This window comes from Stenotrophomonas genospecies 3, assembly GCF_054473855.1.
In genome coordinates, this window is sequence record NZ_JBTMUR010000008.1 from 19,078 (window position 1) to 37,166 (window position 18,089).

Annotated in this window: 15 protein-coding genes; 8 read left to right on the plus strand and 7 right to left on the minus strand. The window is 66.9% G+C overall.

Annotation, left to right across the window (positions count from 1 at the left end; all coding sequences use genetic code 11):
• The first annotated feature begins 583 nt into the window (after positions 1-583).
• Entirely contained in the window at positions 584-1,843 is a 1,260-nt protein-coding gene (gene fabV, locus ACX9OT_RS11920; RefSeq protein ID WP_459002235.1) for an enoyl-ACP reductase FabV, read from the plus strand.
• Positions 1,844-1,914: 71 nt separating this feature from the next.
• On the opposite strand, the gene ACX9OT_RS11925 is transcribed toward fabV, so the two are convergent.
• The 3 genes from ACX9OT_RS11925 to ACX9OT_RS11935 all read right to left on the minus strand — a co-directional run bounded on the left by ACX9OT_RS11925 (position 1,915) and on the right by ACX9OT_RS11935 (position 5,805).
• Positions 1,915-3,984, minus strand: coding sequence for a GGDEF/EAL domain-containing response regulator (locus tag ACX9OT_RS11925; RefSeq protein ID WP_459002237.1), 2,070 nt, complete (start codon positions 3,982-3,984; stop codon positions 1,915-1,917).
• A gap of 91 nt (positions 3,985-4,075) precedes the next feature.
• The gene (locus tag ACX9OT_RS11930; RefSeq protein ID WP_132809922.1) at positions 4,076-5,260 is read right to left on the minus strand and encodes a BaiN/RdsA family NAD(P)/FAD-dependent oxidoreductase; all 1,185 of its coding nucleotides are present in this window, start codon (positions 5,258-5,260) and stop codon (positions 4,076-4,078) included.
• A complete protein-coding gene (locus ACX9OT_RS11935; protein WP_049400101.1) occupies positions 5,257-5,805 on the minus strand; it encodes a YaeQ family protein in 549 nt (182 codons plus the stop codon). Before ACX9OT_RS11935 ends, ACX9OT_RS11930 begins: the two co-directional genes overlap by 4 nt.
• A 124-nt stretch (positions 5,806-5,929) precedes the next feature.
• Here ACX9OT_RS11935 and ACX9OT_RS11940 point away from each other — a divergent pair, with 124 nt between their 5' ends.
• The gene (locus ACX9OT_RS11940) at positions 5,930-6,808 is read left to right on the plus strand and encodes a pseudouridine synthase (protein WP_107432452.1); all 879 of its coding nucleotides are present in this window, start codon (positions 5,930-5,932) and stop codon (positions 6,806-6,808) included.
• Between the two features lie 6 nt (positions 6,809-6,814).
• Here the strand turns inward: ACX9OT_RS11940 and ACX9OT_RS11945 are convergent, their stop codons facing one another.
• Positions 6,815-7,303, minus strand: a complete 489-nt coding sequence (locus tag ACX9OT_RS11945; RefSeq protein ID WP_010484520.1) for a YaiI/YqxD family protein — start codon at positions 7,301-7,303, stop codon at positions 6,815-6,817.
• 301 nt (positions 7,304-7,604) lie between these two features.
• Between ACX9OT_RS11945 and ACX9OT_RS11950 the strand changes: the two genes are divergently transcribed.
• From ACX9OT_RS11950 to ACX9OT_RS11965, 4 genes are all read left to right on the plus strand, one after another.
• Positions 7,605-7,814, plus strand: a complete 210-nt coding sequence (locus ACX9OT_RS11950) for a cold-shock protein (protein WP_004153307.1) — start codon at positions 7,605-7,607, stop codon at positions 7,812-7,814.
• Between the two features lie 189 nt (positions 7,815-8,003).
• Complete coding sequence (locus ACX9OT_RS11955) at positions 8,004-8,693, plus strand: glutathione S-transferase (RefSeq protein ID WP_107432454.1); 690 nt, start codon at positions 8,004-8,006, stop codon at positions 8,691-8,693.
• Between the two features lie 32 nt (positions 8,694-8,725).
• Positions 8,726-10,291 carry a protein adenylyltransferase SelO gene (locus tag ACX9OT_RS11960; RefSeq protein WP_107432455.1) on the plus strand — a complete coding sequence of 522 codons (1,566 nt, stop codon included), beginning with the start codon at positions 8,726-8,728 and terminating at the stop codon, positions 10,289-10,291.
• A gap of 677 nt (positions 10,292-10,968) precedes the next feature.
• Positions 10,969-11,505 carry an adenine phosphoribosyltransferase gene (locus ACX9OT_RS11965; protein ID WP_459002241.1) on the plus strand — a complete coding sequence of 179 codons (537 nt, stop codon included), beginning with the start codon at positions 10,969-10,971 and terminating at the stop codon, positions 11,503-11,505.
• Between the two features lie 174 nt (positions 11,506-11,679).
• Here the strand turns inward: ACX9OT_RS11965 and dbpA are convergent, their stop codons facing one another.
• Positions 11,680-13,056, minus strand: a complete 1,377-nt coding sequence (gene dbpA, locus ACX9OT_RS11970; RefSeq protein ID WP_107432029.1) for an ATP-dependent RNA helicase DbpA — start codon at positions 13,054-13,056, stop codon at positions 11,680-11,682.
• An 84-nt stretch (positions 13,057-13,140) separates the two neighbouring features.
• Entirely contained in the window at positions 13,141-14,220 is a 1,080-nt protein-coding gene (locus ACX9OT_RS11975; RefSeq protein ID WP_180845200.1) for a YeiH family protein, read from the minus strand.
• Between the two features lie 102 nt (positions 14,221-14,322).
• Here ACX9OT_RS11975 and ACX9OT_RS11980 point away from each other — a divergent pair, with 102 nt between their 5' ends.
• Both ACX9OT_RS11980 and ACX9OT_RS11985 read left to right on the plus strand, forming a co-directional pair.
• On the plus strand, positions 14,323-15,198 hold the full coding sequence (locus tag ACX9OT_RS11980) for a LysR family transcriptional regulator (RefSeq protein ID WP_107432027.1): 876 nt from the start codon (positions 14,323-14,325) through the stop codon (positions 15,196-15,198).
• Positions 15,199-15,454: 256 nt separating this feature from the next.
• Positions 15,455-17,335, plus strand: coding sequence for an ATP-binding cassette domain-containing protein (locus tag ACX9OT_RS11985; RefSeq protein WP_107432025.1), 1,881 nt, complete (start codon positions 15,455-15,457; stop codon positions 17,333-17,335).
• A 287-nt stretch (positions 17,336-17,622) separates the two neighbouring features.
• Here the strand turns inward: ACX9OT_RS11985 and ACX9OT_RS11990 are convergent, their stop codons facing one another.
• Entirely contained in the window at positions 17,623-18,084 is a 462-nt protein-coding gene (locus tag ACX9OT_RS11990; RefSeq protein WP_006361215.1) for a c-type cytochrome, read from the minus strand.
• Positions 18,085-18,089 lie beyond the last annotated feature (5 nt).

Sequence of the window (18,089 nt, forward strand, 5' to 3'; positions counted from 1 at the left end):
GGGGCCATGTGGATTGGCAGGACACGCCGTAAACCCATCCATGGGGGCTCGATGGCGCCATCCATGGCGCCAACGGTCCTGCCAACCCACATGGCCCCACCTCTGACAGATTCCTGCGGCTGTTGGATCGCGCGGCTGTTGGTAGGTGTCGACCTTGGTCGACACATCTGTCAGATATTGAATGAGTTCATCCATGTCGACCAAGGTCGACACCTACCAGAGCAGGATGCCGTTCCGACCGATCGCGGAAATCTGTCGAAGGCGGGGTGGGTCCGGTTGCGGGGGTGTCCGCGGCATGGATGCCGCGGCCAAGCCTCCATGGACGGATTTACGGCGTCCCCCGCAACCGGACCCGCCCCCGCCAACCCACAGGAACCCAGCTTTTGAAGTTGCTCCGGCTCCGGTCGTTGCCCCGGCCTCTGCGGGTGCAGGGTGCAACCCTGCAGAACAAACCCCACCCTACGCCGCCGTCGGTTGTGCAATCTTCCCCCGCGCACTACGATCCTGCGGTTCGCGCGCGCAGGCGCGCGCCCGTATTCCTGCTGAGCGCCCCGCGCGCCGCATCTGCCAACCCGAGGTATCCATGGTCATCAAACCGCGCGTCCGCGGCTTCATCTGCGTCACCACCCACCCGACCGGCTGCGAAGCCGCGGTCAAGCAGCAGATCGACTACATCCGCGCACGTCCGCCGATCCAGAATGGTCCCAAGCGCGTGCTGGTGATCGGCGCCTCCACCGGCTACGGCCTGGCTGCGCGCATCACTGCCGCCTTCGGCAGTGGCGCCGCCACCCTGGGCATCTTCTTCGAACGCCCGGGTAGTGAAACCAAGCCGGGCACCGCGGGCTGGTACAACTCGGCCGCGTTCCACAAGTACGCCGACGAAGCTGGCCTGTACGCCAAGAGCATCAACGGCGATGCCTTCTCCGATGAAGTGAAGGCCAGGACCATCGAGATGATCAAGGCCGATCTCGGCCAGGTCGACCAGGTCGTCTACAGCCTTGCCGCGCCGCGCCGCAAGCACCCGAAAACCGGAGAGATCATCAGCTCCACGCTGAAGCCGATCGGCGAGCCGATCACCCTGCGTGGCCTGGATACCGACAAGGAAGTGCTGACCGAGACCCATCTGCAGCCGGCCACCCCGGAAGAAATCGCTGGCACCGTCGCGGTGATGGGCGGCGAGGACTGGCAGATGTGGATCGATGCGCTGGCTGACGCCGGCGTGCTGGCCAATGGCTGCACCACCACCGCCTTCACCTACGTGGGCGAAGAGATCACCCGGGCGATCTACTGGAATGGCTCGATCGGTGCGGCCAAGAAGGACCTGGACACCAAGGTGCTGGGCCTGCGCGAGAAGCTGGCCAGGATCGGTGGCGACGCGCGCGTGTCGGTGCTGAAGGCCGTGGTCACCCAGGCCAGCTCGGCCATTCCGACCATGCCGCTGTACCTGTCGCTGCTGTTCAAGGTGATGAAGGAAAAGGGCACGCACGAAGGCTGCATCGAACAGCTCGACGTGCTGTACGACATCCTCTACGGCGGCAAGGCCGATGGCGTGGCGGTCGATCGTCTGCGCCACGACCTGGTCGATGGCGATGGCCACACCGTCGCGCTGGTCGATGACGAAGGCCGCCTGCGTGCCGATTACAAGGAAATGGCCGCGGACGTGCAGGGCAAGGTGGTCGCGCTGTGGCCGCAGGTGACCAACGAGAACCTGTACGAGATCAGCGATCTGGCCGGCTACAAGGCCGATTTCCTGCGCCTGTTCGGTTTTGGCGTGGAGGGTGTCGACTACGAGGCCGACGTCAATCCGGACGTGAAGATCGAAAACCTGGTCGACATGACCTGATCAACGAAGAGGCCGGCGAAAGCCGGCCTTCTCTTTGGGTGGTGCCGGCCAGCGGCCGGCACTACCATCGGTCATCCGAACTCGAAACCCATCTCCGGCAACGCCGGGCCAACGAAGTCGCCCTGCACGTAGTCCACGCCGGCACTGAACAGCAACGTCATCGAATTGGCATCGCTGACGAATTCGGCGATGGTGCGGATGCCGGCTTCCTGTGCGCGCGCGGTGATCTGGCTGATACGGTCGATGTTCTCGCGGGTGGCCGCAAGGTCACTGGTGAAGCCGCGGTCCAGCTTGAGGAACTGCGGCTGGAAGTGGGCCAGCAGCTGGAACGAATCCAGCCCCGAACCGAACTGCTCCAGGCCGATGCGGCAGCCCAGCGGTGCTACTTCGGCAAGGAACTGCTGTGCACTGCGCAGGTGAGTGAACACCTTCGCTTCCGGCGCATGCAGCCACAGTCGTTCGCCGGGTACACCCTGAGCCTGCAGCTCGCGGCGCAGGGTAGCGATCATCTGCGGGTCGTCGAACGATTCCGGCGTCACTTTCACCAGCATCTGCGTGGCATCGCCTTCGCGTGCACGCTGGCCCAGCACCGCGATGGCCCGTGACACCACCCAGCGGTTGATGTCGGCCAGCAGGCCGTGCTCCTCCGCGATACCGAGGAACGCGGTCGGGCTCAGCAGTTCGCCGTTGTGCTCCAGGCGCAGGTAGGCCTCATACAGCTCCAGCGACTCGCCCTGCAGGTTCAGCACCGGCTGGTAGTGCAGCTGGAAGCCGTCACCGGCCAGCGCTTCACGGATACGGGCGACCCAGCGCAGCACGCGTTCTTCCTCCACGCGGTCGGCGGCGGCCGGGTCGAAGATGCGGCAGGTGTTGCCCAGTTCTGCGGCGGCCTGCGTGCATTCGCTGGCGCGTGCCAGCACCTGGCCGATACTGGCGATCTTCTCGCCTACCTGCACGCCACCGATGCTGACCGTTACCGTGGCCGAGCGTGCGCCGATGCTGAAGACGTGCGCGGCGTAGGCTTCGCGGATGCGCTCGGCCAGTGCCACGGTCTGCGCGTACGGCCCGGCCTGCAGCACGGCGAAATTGTGTTCGCCGAAGCGGGCCAGCTGCGCGTCTTCGCCAACGACTTCGGCCAGCAGCGCGGCGAGCGCGCCGATCAGGGTGTCGGCCGAGGCCAGGCCAATGTCCGGCAGCAGGCGCGCGTAGTGGTCCGGCTCGATCAGCAGCAGGCCGAACTGGCCTTCGCTGCGCCCGGCCTGGGCCACCGCGCTTTCCAGCTGCAGCATGAAGGTCGGGCGATTGAGCAGGCCGGTGACCTGGTCGCGCTGGCGCAGGTCCTCGACCTCACGTGCCAGCTCGGGGTCGAATTCCATGCGGCGGCGGAGCACCACCTGCAGGCAGGATTCGCCTTCGTAGGTGGCAGCGGCAAACTCCATCGTCGCCGGGAACGCGCTGCCATCCTCGTGGCGCGCGTCGAGCTGGTACTGCGGCGGCGGCGCCTCGCCACGGCTCAGCCCCTTCAGCAGCTGCTTGAAGCCCTCCACGTGCTGGGCGGCGACCATGTCCAGCAGCGAGATGCCTTCGATGTCGTCGAAATGCTCGTAACCGAACATCTCCAGATAGGCATCGTTGGCGCGGATGTGCATGCCTTCATGCACGTAGGCGATGGGGTCGCGCGAGGAGGCGATCAACGCATCGCAGCGGCGCTCGGTTTCGCGCATCTGCGCCTCGATGCGGCGCAGGCCGCGACGCGCCTGCAGGTCCACCCACTGGTCACGGACCACGGCGAGCAGGTGCTCCGGGCGTTGGCGCAGGGCGAGGGCGCGGATGCCGTGGCTGCTGGCCTGCACCAGTTCGTCTTCGTCGATGCGCTCGGCCAGCAGCACCAGCGGAATGTCCTTGCCGCTGGCAGCAATATGCTGGGCCACCAGTGGCAGCGGGATGCCCTGGGAGGGCGAAGCCAGCACCAGGTCGATGGCCTGGCTGGCCAGCACCTGGGCCAGCTCGGCTGCATCCTGCGGACGCCACGGGCGTACCGCGATGCCGCTGTTGCGCAGCGTGCTGACGATGGCTTCGGCATTCTCGCCGCTGTCATCGACGATCAGCAGGCGGATGGTGATGTCGTTCGCGTTCTGCATGCACTGCTCCCCAATCTGCAAATCTAGATACACGATGCGCGGCGAACCGTCCATGCGCGCACCCCTTGCACGCATTGAACGGCGATGTGGTTCACACCACGCCACCGGCTGCGTGGCCGCTGGCCCAGGCCCACTGGAAGTTGTAGCCGCCCAGCCAGCCGGTCACATCCAGCACCTCGCCGACGAAATGCAGGCCGGGCACGCGCTTGGATTCCATCGTCGAGGACGAGACCTCGGCGGTATCCACGCCGCCCAGGGTGACCTCGGCGGTGCGGTAGCCCTCGGTGCCACTGGCCACCAGCGGGAACGCGCCCAGCAGCTGTGCGGCCTGGCGCAGCACCGGCTCGTCCAGCTGGCGCACGGGCCGGTCGGGCAGCCAGTGTTCGCACAACCGCTGTGCCAGCCGCTTCGGCAGTACCTCGCCCAGTACGGTGCGCAGCTCGGCGGCAGGACGTTCGCGCTTCATCTGGCGCAACCACTCGCCGGCATCCTGGCCGGGCAGCAGGTCCAGCTCCAGCGCGTCGCCGGGTTGCCAGAACGAGGAGATCTGCAGGATCGCCGGGCCACTCACGCCGCGATGGGTCAGCAGCATGAAATTCTGGAAGCTCTTTCCGTTGCAGCGCGCCTCGATGGGCAGAGCGACGCCGCTGAGATCGGCCAGCCGTTCCTGGTGCTTGCCGCTGAGCGTCAGCGGCACCAGCCCGGCGCGGGTCGGCAGCACCTGGTGGCCGAACTGTCGGGCCACTTCATAGCCGAAGCCGGTGGCGCCCATGCTGGGAATGGACAGGCCGCCGGTGGCCACCACCAGCGAGGCGCAATGGAACAGGCCCTGCGTGGTGTGCACGCGGAAACCATCGCTGCCATGCTCGATGCGCTGCACGCTGCAGTCGGTACGCACCTGCACGCCTGCCGCCTGGCATTCGTCCACCAGCATCTTCACGATCTGCTTGGACGAGACATCGCAGAACAGCTGGCCCAGCTCTTTTTCGTGATACGCGATGCCGTGCTTGCTGACCAGCTCGATGAAGTGCCAGGGCGTGTAGCGCGCCAGTGCCGACTTGCAGAAGTGCGGGTTGGCCGACAGGAAGTTGGCCGGGGTGGTGCCGGTGTTGGTGAAGTTGCAGCGGCCACCGCCGGACATCAGGATCTTCTTGCCGACCTTGTTGGCATGGTCGATCACCTGCACCTGGCGGCCGCGCTGGCCAGCCGTGATCGCGGTCATCAGCCCGGCCGCACCGGCGCCGATGACCACTACGTCGCAACGGATCGTGCTCATGCCTTGGCGCGCTTGCGCCAGTTCGGGATCACGTCGAGCTGGATCTGGTCGTTGAGCAGCTGCACTTCACCGTCCTGGATCAGCACGCTCCAGCGCATGGCGCGCTGGATCTGCTGGCCCCAGCGCTCGACGAATTCACCGTCCAGATCAACCACCGAGAGATTGTCGAAGCGTGCCAGGCCCTTGCTCTGCTTGCCCCACCAGATCTCCGAGGCGTTGCCGCCGTAGTTGATCACCTGCACCTGGCGGCTGCGATTGCTGGCCTTGCGGATGCGCGATTCGTCCGGATGGCCCAGGTCGATCCACTGCAGGATGTCGCCGGTGTAGTCGTGTTCCCACAGATCCGGCTCGTCATCGGTGCTCAGGCCGCGGCCGAATTCCAGGCGGTCGCCGGCGTTCAGCGCGAAGGCGAGCAGGCGCACCATCAGGCGGTCGTCGGTCTCGGACGGGTGCTGGGCCAGGGTCAGGTTGTGGGTCGCGTAGTAGCCGCGATCCATGTCGCTGATCTGCAGTTCGGCCTTGCGGATGGTGGCGGTGAGGGCCATGGGGGGTCCGTGGACTAAAGACGACAATGATAGAGGTTTGCTCCAGGGGTGTCCGTTGCCGGTCTGTCTGCGCAGCGTCAACGGTGGCACTCTTGCGCTCTTTCCCGTGGTCGGAGTGGACGCCATGACCTTGCCCAGCCGCCTGCAGCTGCCACCCGGCCACTGGTCCAGCCTGCTCGATGGCCTGTGCGCGCGTTTCCCGCGCATCGACCGTGCGCAATGGCAGGACCGCTTCGCCCGAGGCCGCGTGCAGGATGCGCAGGGCAGGGCACTGGCGCCGGACATGCCTTGGCAGGTGGGGCTGGAAATCCAGTACTTCCGCGAGGTGGCCGACGAGCCGGTGATTCCGTTCGCCGAGACCATCCTGCATCTGGATGCGCACCTGCTGGTGGCCGACAAACCGCACTTCCTGCCGGTGACGCCGGCCGGTGGGTATGTACGGGAAACCCTGCTGTCGCGCCTGGTCGCCCGCACCGGCAACACCGAGCTGGTGCCGCTGCACCGCTTGGACCGGCTGACCGCCGGCCTGGTGCTGTTTTCCACCCAGGCAGCCACGCGTGATGCCTACCAGCGGCTGTTCCGCGAGCGGCGCATTGGGAAGACCTACGAGGCGCTGGCACCGGCGCTGCCGGGGCTGGAGTTTCCGCTGCAGCGGGACAGTCGTCTGGTGCCGGGGGAGCCGTTCTTCCGCATGGCCGAAGTGCCGGGCGAGCCCAATGCCCGCAGCCGGATCGAGCTGATCGAGGCCGAGGGGCCGGTCTGGCGCTACCGGTTGCGGCCGGAAACCGGCCGCAAGCACCAGCTGCGCGTGCATATGGCGATGCTGGGCGCCCCCATCGAGGGCGATGACCTGTATCCGCAGTTGATGCTGCGCCCGGATGAAACGGTCGAGGCGCCCCTGCAGCTGCTGGCGCAGGGGCTGGCCTTCGACGATCCATTGAGCGGCGAGCCCAGGCGGTTCAGCAGCCAGCGCCGCCTGTGCCTGCCCGGCCTGGGCGGGTAGGGCCGTTCAGCGAACCGGGCGTCGCGCCAGCCAGCGGTCCAGCTCGGCCGCGAACAGCTGCCGGTCGCGCGGGCCCAGCGGCGGTGGGCCCCCGGTCTGCACCCCGGCGCCGCGCAGCTCTTCCATGAAATTGCGCATCGACAGCCGCTCGGCCATGTTGTTCGGGGTGTACAGCTGGCCACGCGGGTTCAGCGCCACCGCCTTCTTTTCCAGCACCAGTGCGGCCAGCGGGATGTCCTGGGTGACCACCAGGTCACCGGCGGCGACCCGTTCGACGATGGCGCTGTCGGCCACGTCCAGGCCCTGGGGGACCTGGATCGAGCGCAGCCAACGTGAGGGCGGGGTCCGGATCCACTGGTTGGCGACCAGGGTCAGCTCGATCCCAACGCGTTCAGCGGCACGGAACAGGATGTCGCGAATGACGGTGGGGCAGGCGTCCGCGTCTACCCAGATGCGTGGGAGAGCGGGTTCAGCTTGGGTTTCAGCTTCAGTCATTTACCCAGTGTAGGGTAGGAAAATCCTGAATGGGGACTCGGAGTTAGCCTCGATCGGCTGCCAGCCCTTGTCACGTCTAGCGGGCGGGGTCTGCCCATGAACGTCCGGGCTATCGCTTTTTGCAGAAAACACGCGTATCGTTCGTCCCACTGTGTTTGCTAGGGTCACCGTGAATCGTGGCCTGGTGCAGTTGATCTCACGATCCGCTCATCGATCCGCTTTACCAACGCCTGCAACTCAGTCTCGGCCCCGATACCCGGTGGCTGCGATTTTTTCAACATGTGTTTCAGGAGTTAGTCAAATGTCTGATCGTCAGACCGGCACCGTCAAGTGGTTCAACGACGCCAAGGGCTTCGGCTTCATCACCCCGGAAAGCGGCCCGGACCTGTTTGTGCACTTCCGTGCCATCCAGGGCACCGGCTTCAAGACCCTGCAGGAAGGCCAGAAGGTTACCTTCATCGCCGTCCAGGGTCAGAAGGGTATGCAGGCTGACCAGGTGCAGGCGGTCTAATCCGTCTGCTACCGTTTGGTAGCCAGAACGCCGGAAGCGAAAGCTTCCGGCGTTTTTTATTGCCCGCTGTTTTGTAGAGTCGAGCTTGCTCGACTGTCTCTGGAAAGCAGTCGAGCAAGCTCGACTCTACAAAAGACATGCAGCTGGGCGGGCTAAGATCAGATGCATCCTCCCATCGCGGAACCGTCCATGCGCATCGTCCACCACCTGGAAAACTCCCGTTCCCTGCGCGTGCTGTGGATGCTGGAGGAGCTGGGGCTGGACTACGAACTGCGTCGCTATCCGCGCGATCCGAAGACGCTGCTGGCGCCGCCGGAACTGCGCAACGTGCACCCGCTGGGCAAGTCGCCGGTGCTGCAGGATGGCGAGCTGGTACTGGCCGAGTCCGGGGCGATCCTCGACTACCTTGCCGACCGCTACGACACCCAGCGCCAGCTGTCGCCGTCGCCGACGCCCGCCGAGGGTGCCGAGCGCATCGCTTACCGCTACTGGCTGCACTACGCCGAAGGCTCGGCGATGCCGCCGCTGCTGCTGACCCTGGTGATGGGCCGCATCCGCAATGCGCCGATGCCGTTTTTCGCGCGCCCGATCGCACGCAGCATCGCCGACAAGGCCGAGCGCGGCTTCATCGGTCCGCAGCGGCGCCTGCACCTGGACTGGATGGAGCGCCGCCTGGCCGAAAGCCCGTGGTTTGCCGGCGAGCGCTTCAGTGCGGCCGACATCCAGATGAGCTTCCCGATCCAGGCCGCTGCCGCGCGCGGTGGTGGCCTCGACGACAAGCCGGCACTGTGTGGTTTCCTCAAGCGTATCGGTGAGCGCCCGGCCTACCAGCGTGCCGAGGCCCACGGTGGCCACCTGCAGGCGCTCAGTGGCAATTGAGGAGGGCGGCCGTCGCCCCCATCTTCAGCACCATGGATACCGACAGCCCCCGTTTCGACAACCGCCTGCTGCATACCCTGCCGGGCGACCCCGAATCCGGCCCGCGCCGGCGCGAAGTGCTGGGCGCAGCCTGGTCGCCAGTGATGCCGACCCCGGTGACGGCGCCCACGCTGCTGGCCTGGGCACCGGACGTCGCCGAAATGCTTGGCTTCGATACCGCTGAGGTCGAGAGCGAAGGCTTCGCGCGTGTATTCGGCGGTAACGCGCTGTACGCCGGCATGCAGCCCTGGGCGGCCAACTACGGTGGCCATCAGTTTGGTCACTGGGCTGGGCAGCTGGGCGATGGCCGTGCGATCTCGCTGGGTGAACTGGTCGCGCCGGATGGCCGCCACTGGGAGCTGCAGCTGAAGGGTGCTGGCCCCACGCCGTATTCGCGCGGGGCCGATGGGCGCGCAGTGCTGCGCTCGTCGATCCGCGAATTCCTGTGCAGCGAAGCGATGCACCATCTGGGGGTGCCGACCACGCGCGCGTTGTCGCTGGTCGGTACCGGCGACGACGTGGTGCGTGACATGTTCTACGACGGTCATCCGCGCGCCGAGCCTGGTGCCATCGTATGCCGGGTGTCGCCGTCGTTCCTGCGCTTCGGTTCGTTCGAGCTGCCTGCGTCGCGTGGTGAAACCGCCCTGCTGCAGCAGCTGGTCGATGCCTGCATCGTCCGTGATTTCCCCGAGCTGGAAGGGCAGGGCGAGGCGCTGTATGGCGAATGGTTCGCGCAGATCGCGGTGCGAACCGCCGAGATGATCGCGCACTGGATGCGCGTGGGTTTCGTGCATGGCGTGATGAACACCGACAACCTGTCCGTGCTCGGCCTCACACTTGATTACGGCCCTTACGGCTGGGTCGAGGATTTCGATCCGGACTGGACGCCGAACACCACCGACGCGCAGGGCCGCCGTTATCGTTTCGGTACCCAGCCGCAGGTGGCGTACTGGAACCTGAGCCGATTGGCGCAGGCATTGTCGCCGTTGTTCGCCGATGTGGCGCCACTGCAGGCGGGCTTGGCGGCGTATCAGTCCACCTTCGTGGCCTGCACCCGTCGCGATGCCGCAGCCAAGCTGGGCCTGGCCGCGGCCGACGATGACGACCTGCAGCTCTACCTGCGCTGGCAGCAGCTGATGCAGGACGGTGCCATGGACATGACCCTGGCCTGGCGCGCGCTGATGCGCCTCGATCCGGCGGCACCGGATGCGGCGCTGCTGGACGCGGTGTACTACGACGAGGCGCGCCAGCAGGCGGTGCAGGCTCCGTTGCAGCAGTGGCTGCAGGACTACGCGGCACGGTTGCAGGCCGATCCGCTGTCGGCCACTGAGCGCACCGCGAAGATGGCCGCGGCCAATCCGCTGTACGTGCTGCGCAACTGGTTGGCGCAGGAAGCCATCGATCGTGCAGAGCAGGGCGATCTCGGTGGCGTTCACGCACTGCAGGACGTGCTGTGTGATCCGTACACCGAGCGTGCCGGGCTGGAGCATTTCGCCGGCAAGCGCCCGGCGTGGGCAGACAACCGCGCCGGCTGCTCGATGCTGTCCTGCAGCTCCTGAGGGTGGGTTTCGGCAGGGCTGCGCCCTGCACCTGCAGAGGCCAGATCAAAAGCCAAGGCAAGAGCTGGCTTCCGTGGTTTGGCGGGGTGGTGTCGGAGTGTGGGGACGCCGCAAGTACGTCCCTGTAGGCTTGGCAGCCGCATCCATGCGGCTGACACCCCGCACTCCGACACCGCCCCACCTCTGACAGATTCCGGCGGCTGTTGGTAGGTGTCGACCTTGGTCGACACGGTAGATCCACGCCATGCGTGGATGCTCTTCGTTCAATTTTCGAAATATTGGATTTCGATGAAGATTCAGCCACGCATGGCGTGGATCTACAGAAAGCAATGCCCGACAGATCGCAGAAATCTGTCGAAGGCAGGGTGGGTCCGGTTGCGGGGGCGTGAGCCGCATGGGCCCGAGGCATGCCTCGGGCGGGTTGGGGAGGACGCCCAACCCCGGTCTTGCCATGTGCGCAGGACAGCGCACACGAGCAAGCGGCGACCGAGCTTACAGGGACGTACTTGCGGCGTCCCCGCACTCCGACACCGCCCCGCCGAGCCACGGAATCCGCTTTTGCTCTGGCGTTTGACCTGGCCTCCGCAGGTGCCGGGCGCAGCCCGGCCGAATACCCCCAACAGGCAGGAGGCGCCCGGAACAGGTACCCTATGCCGCCATCAGATAGCCAACGTGACATGACCGACGCCCTCGTCGCTCCGCAGTGGGCCTCCCGCCTGCGCGACATCGCCGACTTCCCCAAGCCCGGCATCCTCTTCAAGGACATCATGCCGCTGCTCGCCCACGGCGAGGACTTCCGCGGTGCCATCACCGCGATGGCCGACCGCTGGCGTGACCAGAAGCTGGACGCGGTGGTAGGCATCGAATCGCGTGGCTTCATCCTCGGTGCCGCGATGGCGCTGGAACTGGGCGTCGGCTTCGTGCCGGTGCGCAAGCCGGGCAAGCTGCCGGGCCAGGTGCTGCGCGAGGAATACACGCTGGAATACCGCAGCGACTGCATCGAAGTGCACGCTGATGCGCTGCCGGCCGGTGCCCGCGTGGCGATCATCGACGACGTGCTGGCCACTGGCGGCACGCTGGTTGCCGCGCTGTCGCTGGTGCGCCGCCTGGGCGTTGACGTGGTCGGCGCCGGCGTACTGGTCGAACTCGACGGTCTCGGTGGTCGCGCCCGTTGGGAATCGGGCCTGCCGCTGCACACCGAACTGGTGTTCTGATCGAAGGGTGGGTGCCAACCAAGGTTGGCATCTACCAGAGCGAATGGCCTGGAGCCGGCAGTTGCCAACCTTGGTTGGCATCGCCTTTCGCGACTGACGCCATGGACGGGCCAACCAAGGTTGGCCGCTACCAGGTCAGGTCGTTGCCAACCGTGGTTGGCAACGCTGCTTCAATCACATCATCCGCACTCGGAAACGACGGCCCTTGATCTTGCCGGCTTCCAGCTTGGCCACGGCCTTGTTGGCCTGCTCACGGGCGATCGCCACGTAGGAGCGGGTCGGGAAGATCGCGATCTTGCCGATGAACTTGCTCGACAGGCCGGCGTCGCCGGTCAGTGCACCGAGGATATCGCCCGGGCGCAGCTTGTCGGTCTTGCCGCCGTCGATCCGCAGCGTGCGCATCGCGGCCTGCGGCAGCTCGGCCGGGCGCGAAGTCGCCAACGGCGTCTTCTGCCAGTCCAGCGCCTGACCCATCTGCGCTTCGATGGCTTCGGCACGGGTCTTCTCGCGGCCGGCCACCAGGCTGATCGCCAGGCCGCTGGCACCGGCACGGCCAGTACGGCCCACGCGGTGCTGATAGCTCTCCACGTCGGTCGGCAGCTCGTAGTTGATCACCGCCGCCAGCTCTTCCACGTCCAGGCCGCGTGCGGCCACATCGCTGGCCACCAGTACGTTGCAGCTGCGGTTGGCCAGCAGCAACAGCACTTCCTCGCGGTCGCGCTGTTCCATGTCGCCATGCAGGGCCAGCGCGGAGAAGCCGAACTGCTGCAGCGAGTTGGCCACTTCGTCCACGTCCTTGCGGGTGTTGCAGAACACCACCGCTGATTCCGGCGTGTACTTCAGCAGCAGGCCGGCCAGCGCCTTCTGCCGGTGTGCCGGTTCCACCTCGCAGAACATGTGGCGGATGGCCGGTGCCTGGTCGGCGCCTTCCACGGTCACTTCCACTGCCTCGCGCAGCAGGTCACGCGCCATTGCGCGGATGCTGTCCGGGAAGGTGGCGGAGAACAGCAGGCTCTGGCGATCCTTGTGGGTGCGGCCGGCGATCTCGCGGATCGGCTCCTCGAAGCCCATGTCGAGCATGCGGTCGGCTTCGTCCAGCACCAGCGTGCGCACCGCGCCCAGGTTCAGCGCGCGCTTGCGTGCAAGCTCCTGCACACGGCCGGGCGTACCGACCACCACGTGCGGGTCATGGCCTTCCAGCGACGCCAGCTGCGGGCCCAGCGGCACGCCGCCAACCAGCAGCAGCAGCTTCAGGTTGGGAATGCCGGTGGCCAGCTTGCGGATCTGCTTGCCGACCTGGTCGGCCAGTTCGCGGGTCGGGCACAGCACCAGCGCCTGCACACGGATCAGGCTGGGGTCTATGGCCTGCAGCAGGCCCAGGCCGAAGGCGGCGGTCTTGCCGCTGCCGGTCGGCGCCTGTGCGATCACATCGCGGCCATCCAGGATGGCCGGCAGGCTCTGCGCCTGCACGGGGGTGAGGGTGGTGTAGCCGAGGGCGTCCAGGCCGGGCTGCAGGGCCGGGCTCAGCGGCAGAGTCGAGAAGTCAGTCATGGCGCATTGTACCCGTCCGCGCGGCCGGCCCCGTCCTGGGGCCTTCATCCATGTGGGTGCCGACCTTGGTCGGCACGCTCCTGCTCAGCCAAGCACCGCCAGCACGCCCTGGTGGATCGCCAGGCCACCGAACAGCAGCCAGGCGAACAGGATCAGCGCCAGCAGCAGCGGCTTCAGTCCGGCCTGGCGCAGCGCCGAAACGTGGGTGGTCAGGCCCAGCGCGGCCATCGCCATCGCCAGCAGCACGGTATCCAGCTGCACCAGCCCCGCCTGAAGGCCGGCCGGCAGCAGATGCAGCGAGTTGAACCCGGCCACCGCCACGAAACCAAAAGCGAACCACGGCACCACGATGCGCGCCTTGCTGCCATCGGCGCTGGCCTTGCCGCCACGCGCCAGCCACAGCGACAGCGCCACCAGGAACGGTGCCAGCAGCATCACCCGCACCATCTTGGTGATCACTGCGGTATCGGCCGCCGCTTCGTTGACCGCGCGGCCGGCCGCCACCACCTGTGCCACTTCATGCACCGTCGCACCGGTGAACAGGCCGTACTGCTGCGCGTCCATCGCCAGCCAGCCGTGCGACTGCACCAGCGCATACAGGGCGGGATACAGGAACATCGCCAGCGTGCCGAACACCACCACTGTCGACACCGCTACCGTGACCTGCGCAGCACGGCCGCGCACCACTGGTTCGGCGGCCATCACCGCCGCCGCGCCGCAGATCGCGCTGCCGGCACCGATCAGCATCGCCGCCTCGCGTTCCATCTTGAACACGCGCCTGCCCAGCCAGCAGGCCAGTCCGAAGGTGCTGGCGACCACCAGCACGTCCATCAGCACGCCGGTGACGCCGACATGGCCGATGTCCTGGAAGGTCAGGCGCAGGCCGTAGAGCACGATGCCGGCGCGCAGCAGCCAGTGCTTGGAGAAGCCCACACCGGCTGCGCTGCTCGGCGCCAGCCGCGGGTAGAGGGTGTTGCCGACCACGATGCCGGCGACGATGGCCACGGTCAGCGCACTCAGGCCGTGCGCCTGCAGCCAGGGCAGCTCGGCCAGATACAGCGACGCCGCCGCGATCAGGCCCACCAGCAGAAGGCCAGGCAGGCGCGGCTGCCAGCGTTGGCGCAGGGCGGGCAGGGACCAGGAGGAGAGAGCGGGGGCGTTCATGACAGGGGCAGGGCTGGGGTGACGTGGCAAGCGTGCGCCTGAGTCTCTGACCTGTAAAACGAATAATATTAGTTAAAGCTACCTATCAAATGGGTAAATAGCATGCGCCTGACCTTGCGCCAGCTGCAGGTCTTCGTCGCCATCGCCGACCATGGCAGCACCACTGCTGCCGGCCAGGCCATTGCGCTTTCGCAGTCGGCCAGCAGCGCCGCCCTGCAGGAGCTGGAAGCGCACTTCGGCACGCCCCTGTTCGACCGCATCGGCCGCCGCCTGGCGCTGAACGGCCACGGCCGCGCCCTGTTGGAACCCGCGCGCACGCTGCTGGTCAACGCCGCCGACCTCGAGCGCCAGCTCGCCGCCGGCGGTGACCCGTCGCAGGGCGCGCCACTGCGGCTGGTGCTGGCCGCCAGCACCACCATCGGCAATTACCTGCTACCGCCGCGCATTGCCGAACTGCTGCGGCAGGCGCCGCAGGCCGAAGTCGACCTGCGCATCGACAACAGTGCCGGCGTGGTCGCCGCCGTGCAGCGGCTGGACGTGGACGCCGGCCTGATCGAAGGCCCGTGCCACGAGCGCGGCCTGCAGGTCACCGCCTGGCAGCAGGACCCGCTGGTGATCGTCGCCGCCACCGATGCCCCCGCGCGCTGGTCGCTGGACGAACTGCGCCGCGCACGCTGGCTGCTGCGCGAACCGGGCTCGGGTACCCGCGAAGCGGTGGAGCAGGCCTTGCTGCCGCACCTGCGCGGTTTCGCGCAGACCCTGCAGCTGGGCAATACCGAAGCGATCAAGCAGGCCGCCATCGCCGGACTGGGTCTGGCCTGTCTTTCTCGTCATGCGCTGGAAGAACCACTGGCCCTCGGCCGCCTGCGCGTGCTTGAGACCCCGTTGCCCGCCCTGCAGCGCACCCTGTGGCTGGTACGGCATCCCGGCAAGCAGTGGCTGCCGGGGCTGCAGGCGTTGCTGGGGGAGGTGGGGTAATCCATCAGAACCCCAGTTGATTCCATCCATCGACACTTCTTGTAGTGCTCATCCACGCATGGCGTGGATCTACTGTGTCGACCAGGGTCGACACCCACCAGAGCAGAATGCCGTTCCGACAGATCGCGGGATCCACTCCGCCATCCCGCAGGAAATCCGCTTTTGAAGTTGCCGTTGAGGTTGCCGGCCAGCGGCCGGCACTACCGCGGGTGCCGGGTGCAGCCCGGCCGACGCCCCCAACCCGTACAATAGGCGGATGCCTCTGATTACCCTACAGAACGTCGACTTCAGCGTCGGCGGCCCGTTGTTGCTGGAAAAGGCCGAACTGTCGATCGAGCCGGGCGAACGCATCGCCCTGATCGGCCGCAACGGCGCCGGCAAATCCACCCTGCTCAAGCTGCTGTCCGGCGACCACAAGCCCGATGACGGCGAAGTCCGCGTGCAGCAGGGCGTGCGTGTCACCCGCCTGGAGCAGGAAGTGCCGCACGGCGCCGCCGGTTCGGTGTTCGATGTCGTGGCCGACGGCCTCGGCGAACTGGGCCAGTGGCTGGCCGAGTTCCACCACCTCAGCCATGCCGAAGTGTTCGATGGCGAAGCGCTCGGCAACGTGCAGGCCAAGATCGACGCCGCCAACGGCTGGGGCCTGGACCAGCGCGTCAGCGAAACCCTGACCAAGCTCGACCTGGACGGCGAGGCCGAGTTCGGCCGCTTGTCCGGTGGCATGAAGCGCCGCGTGCTGCTGGCCCGCGCGCTGGTGTCCAGCCCCGACGTGCTGCTGCTGGACGAACCGACCAACCACCTGGACATCGAGGCCATCGACTGGCTCGAAGCGTTCCTGAAGGGCTGGAGCGGCAGCGTGGTGTTCGTCACCCACGACCGCCGCTTCCTGCGTGCGCTGGCCACCCGCATCGTCGAGATCGACCGCGGCCAGGTCACCAGCTGGCCGGGCGACTGGGCCAACTACGAGCGCCGCCGCGAGGAACGCCTCAACGCGCAGGCGCAGGAGAACGCCCGCTTCGACAAGCTGCTGGCGCAGGAAGAAGTCTGGATCCGGCAGGGCATCAAGGCCCGTCGCACCCGCGATGAAGGCCGCGTGCGCCGCCTGAAGGCGATGCGCGTGGAGCGTTCGCAGCGCCGCGACCTCAGCGGCAACGTCAAGATGGAAGCTGCCCAGGGCGTCAGTTCCGGCAAGAAGGTCATCGACGTCAAGGACATTTCGTTCGCCTTCGGCGAGCGCACCATGGTCCGCGATTTCACCACCACCATCATGCGCGGCGACCGCATCGGTCTGATCGGTCCCAACGGCAGCGGCAAGACCACGCTGCTGAAGCTGCTGCTGGGCGAACTGCAGCCGGCCAAGGGTGAGGTCAACGCCGGTACCAACCTTCAGATCGCGTATTTCGACCAGTACCGCGCGGTGCTGCGCGAAGACTGGAGCGCGATCGAGAACGTGGCCGAAGGCCGCGATTTCCTCGAGTTCAACGGTAAGCGCAAGCATGTGCATGCCTATCTGCAGGACTTCATGTTTACCCCGGAACGTGCGCGTGCGCCGATCACCCGCCTGTCCGGCGGCGAGCGCAACCGCCTGTTGCTGGCCAAGCTGTTCGCACAGCCGTCCAACCTGCTGGTGATGGACGAACCGACCAACGACCTGGACGTGGAAACCCTGGAGCTGCTGGAAGAGCTGCTGGGCGAGTACACCGGCACCCTGCTGCTGGTCAGCCACGACCGTGACTTCATCGACAACGTGGTGACCTCCACGCTGGTGATGGAAGGCGACGGCGTGATCGGTGAGTACGTCGGCGGCTACAGCGACTGGCAGCGCTATGCGGCCAGCGTGGCGACGCCTGCTGCGGCCCCGGCAGCCAAGCCGGCGGTCGCTGCACCGGCCGCCACGGCCGCTGCTCCGGTTGCGCCCAAGCGCAAGCTGGCCTACAAGGAAGCGCGCGAACTGGAGCAGCTGCCGAAGACCATCGAGAAGCTGGAAGGCGACGTCGAAGGGCTGACCTCGGCGATGAACGACCCGTCGTTCTACACCCGCAGCAGTGCCGAAGTGACCGCGCACACCCAGCAGCTGGCCAAGGTGCAGGCCGAGCTGGATGCCGCGTACGCGCGCTGGGAAGAGCTGGAAGGCTGAGCGCCTGCCACGGCCGTCTCGCCCGGCGGGCGGCTGTGGCTTTTGATCTGATTCCGCCTTGAAGCGAGCCGAGCACCGCAGGTCCGGCGAGGGCGAAGAGGCGCGGGTGTCTGAGCGCAGCGAGTTCCCGCGCCGTCCCTCGGTGGGCCGAGGAGCGCAGGGTACCGGTGCGCAGCATCGGCTCGCGGACGGCGGAGCGTTTCTTTTGGTTACTTTTCTTTGCGCGCAAAGAAAAGTAACGCCCATGAACGCCTCAGATTGCAGCAGTCATGATCCCCGCAGCGTGGTCATTTGACCCCGTGCAGATCCCGCAGCTGGCTCGGCCGGCTGCCGAAATACGCCGCCAGATCGGCGATGTCCTGATCGCTCAGGTCCTTCGCCTGTGGCGTCATCAGCGCATGCTGGCGGTCACCGGCACGGTAGGCCTGCAGCGCATGCGCCAGGTAGTCACCGTACTGCCCACCCAGCTTCGGATAGGTCGCATCGATCGGCGCGTTGCCGTCGGCGCCGTGGCAGTCGATGCAGCTCTGGTTGGTGGCCTTGCTCTTCACCTTGGCGCGGGCTTCACCGGCGGCCTCGCGGCCCGGTGGCAGGCCGGCGGAGGATGAAGAGCCGTGTTCGCCGCTGGCATGGCCCGGATCGGCGGCGGATTTCTCGCTGTTTTCCACCTGCGACTGTGAACAGGCGGCCAGCAGCAGGGCAACGGACAGGGCGATGGCGTGACGCATCGGATGCGCGGCTTTCGACATGGGCG

What these genes read in the sequence shown, in the direction of transcription:
- fabV (WP_459002235.1), top strand. Translation starts at nt 584, where the DNA reads ATGGTCATCAAACCGCGCGTCCGCGGCTTCATCTGCGTCACCACCCAC.
- ACX9OT_RS11925 (WP_459002237.1), bottom strand. Translation starts at nt 3,984, where the DNA reads ATGCAGAACGCGAACGACATCACCATCCGCCTGCTGATCGTCGATGAC.
- ACX9OT_RS11930 (WP_132809922.1), bottom strand. Translation starts at nt 5,260, where the DNA reads ATGAGCACGATCCGTTGCGACGTAGTGGTCATCGGCGCCGGTGCGGCC.
- ACX9OT_RS11935 (WP_049400101.1), bottom strand. Translation starts at nt 5,805, where the DNA reads ATGGCCCTCACCGCCACCATCCGCAAGGCCGAACTGCAGATCAGCGAC.
- ACX9OT_RS11940 (WP_107432452.1), top strand. Translation starts at nt 5,930, where the DNA reads ATGACCTTGCCCAGCCGCCTGCAGCTGCCACCCGGCCACTGGTCCAGC.
- ACX9OT_RS11945 (WP_010484520.1), bottom strand. Translation starts at nt 7,303, where the DNA reads ATGACTGAAGCTGAAACCCAAGCTGAACCCGCTCTCCCACGCATCTGG.
- ACX9OT_RS11950 (WP_004153307.1), top strand. Translation starts at nt 7,605, where the DNA reads ATGTCTGATCGTCAGACCGGCACCGTCAAGTGGTTCAACGACGCCAAG.
- ACX9OT_RS11955 (WP_107432454.1), top strand. Translation starts at nt 8,004, where the DNA reads ATGCGCATCGTCCACCACCTGGAAAACTCCCGTTCCCTGCGCGTGCTG.
- ACX9OT_RS11960 (WP_107432455.1), top strand. Translation starts at nt 8,726, where the DNA reads ATGGATACCGACAGCCCCCGTTTCGACAACCGCCTGCTGCATACCCTG.
- ACX9OT_RS11965 (WP_459002241.1), top strand. Translation starts at nt 10,969, where the DNA reads ATGACCGACGCCCTCGTCGCTCCGCAGTGGGCCTCCCGCCTGCGCGAC.
- dbpA (WP_107432029.1), bottom strand. Translation starts at nt 13,056, where the DNA reads ATGACTGACTTCTCGACTCTGCCGCTGAGCCCGGCCCTGCAGCCCGGC.
- ACX9OT_RS11975 (WP_180845200.1), bottom strand. Translation starts at nt 14,220, where the DNA reads ATGAACGCCCCCGCTCTCTCCTCCTGGTCCCTGCCCGCCCTGCGCCAA.
- ACX9OT_RS11980 (WP_107432027.1), top strand. Translation starts at nt 14,323, where the DNA reads ATGCGCCTGACCTTGCGCCAGCTGCAGGTCTTCGTCGCCATCGCCGAC.
- ACX9OT_RS11985 (WP_107432025.1), top strand. Translation starts at nt 15,455, where the DNA reads ATGCCTCTGATTACCCTACAGAACGTCGACTTCAGCGTCGGCGGCCCG.
- ACX9OT_RS11990 (WP_006361215.1), bottom strand. Translation starts at nt 18,084, where the DNA reads ATGTCGAAAGCCGCGCATCCGATGCGTCACGCCATCGCCCTGTCCGTT.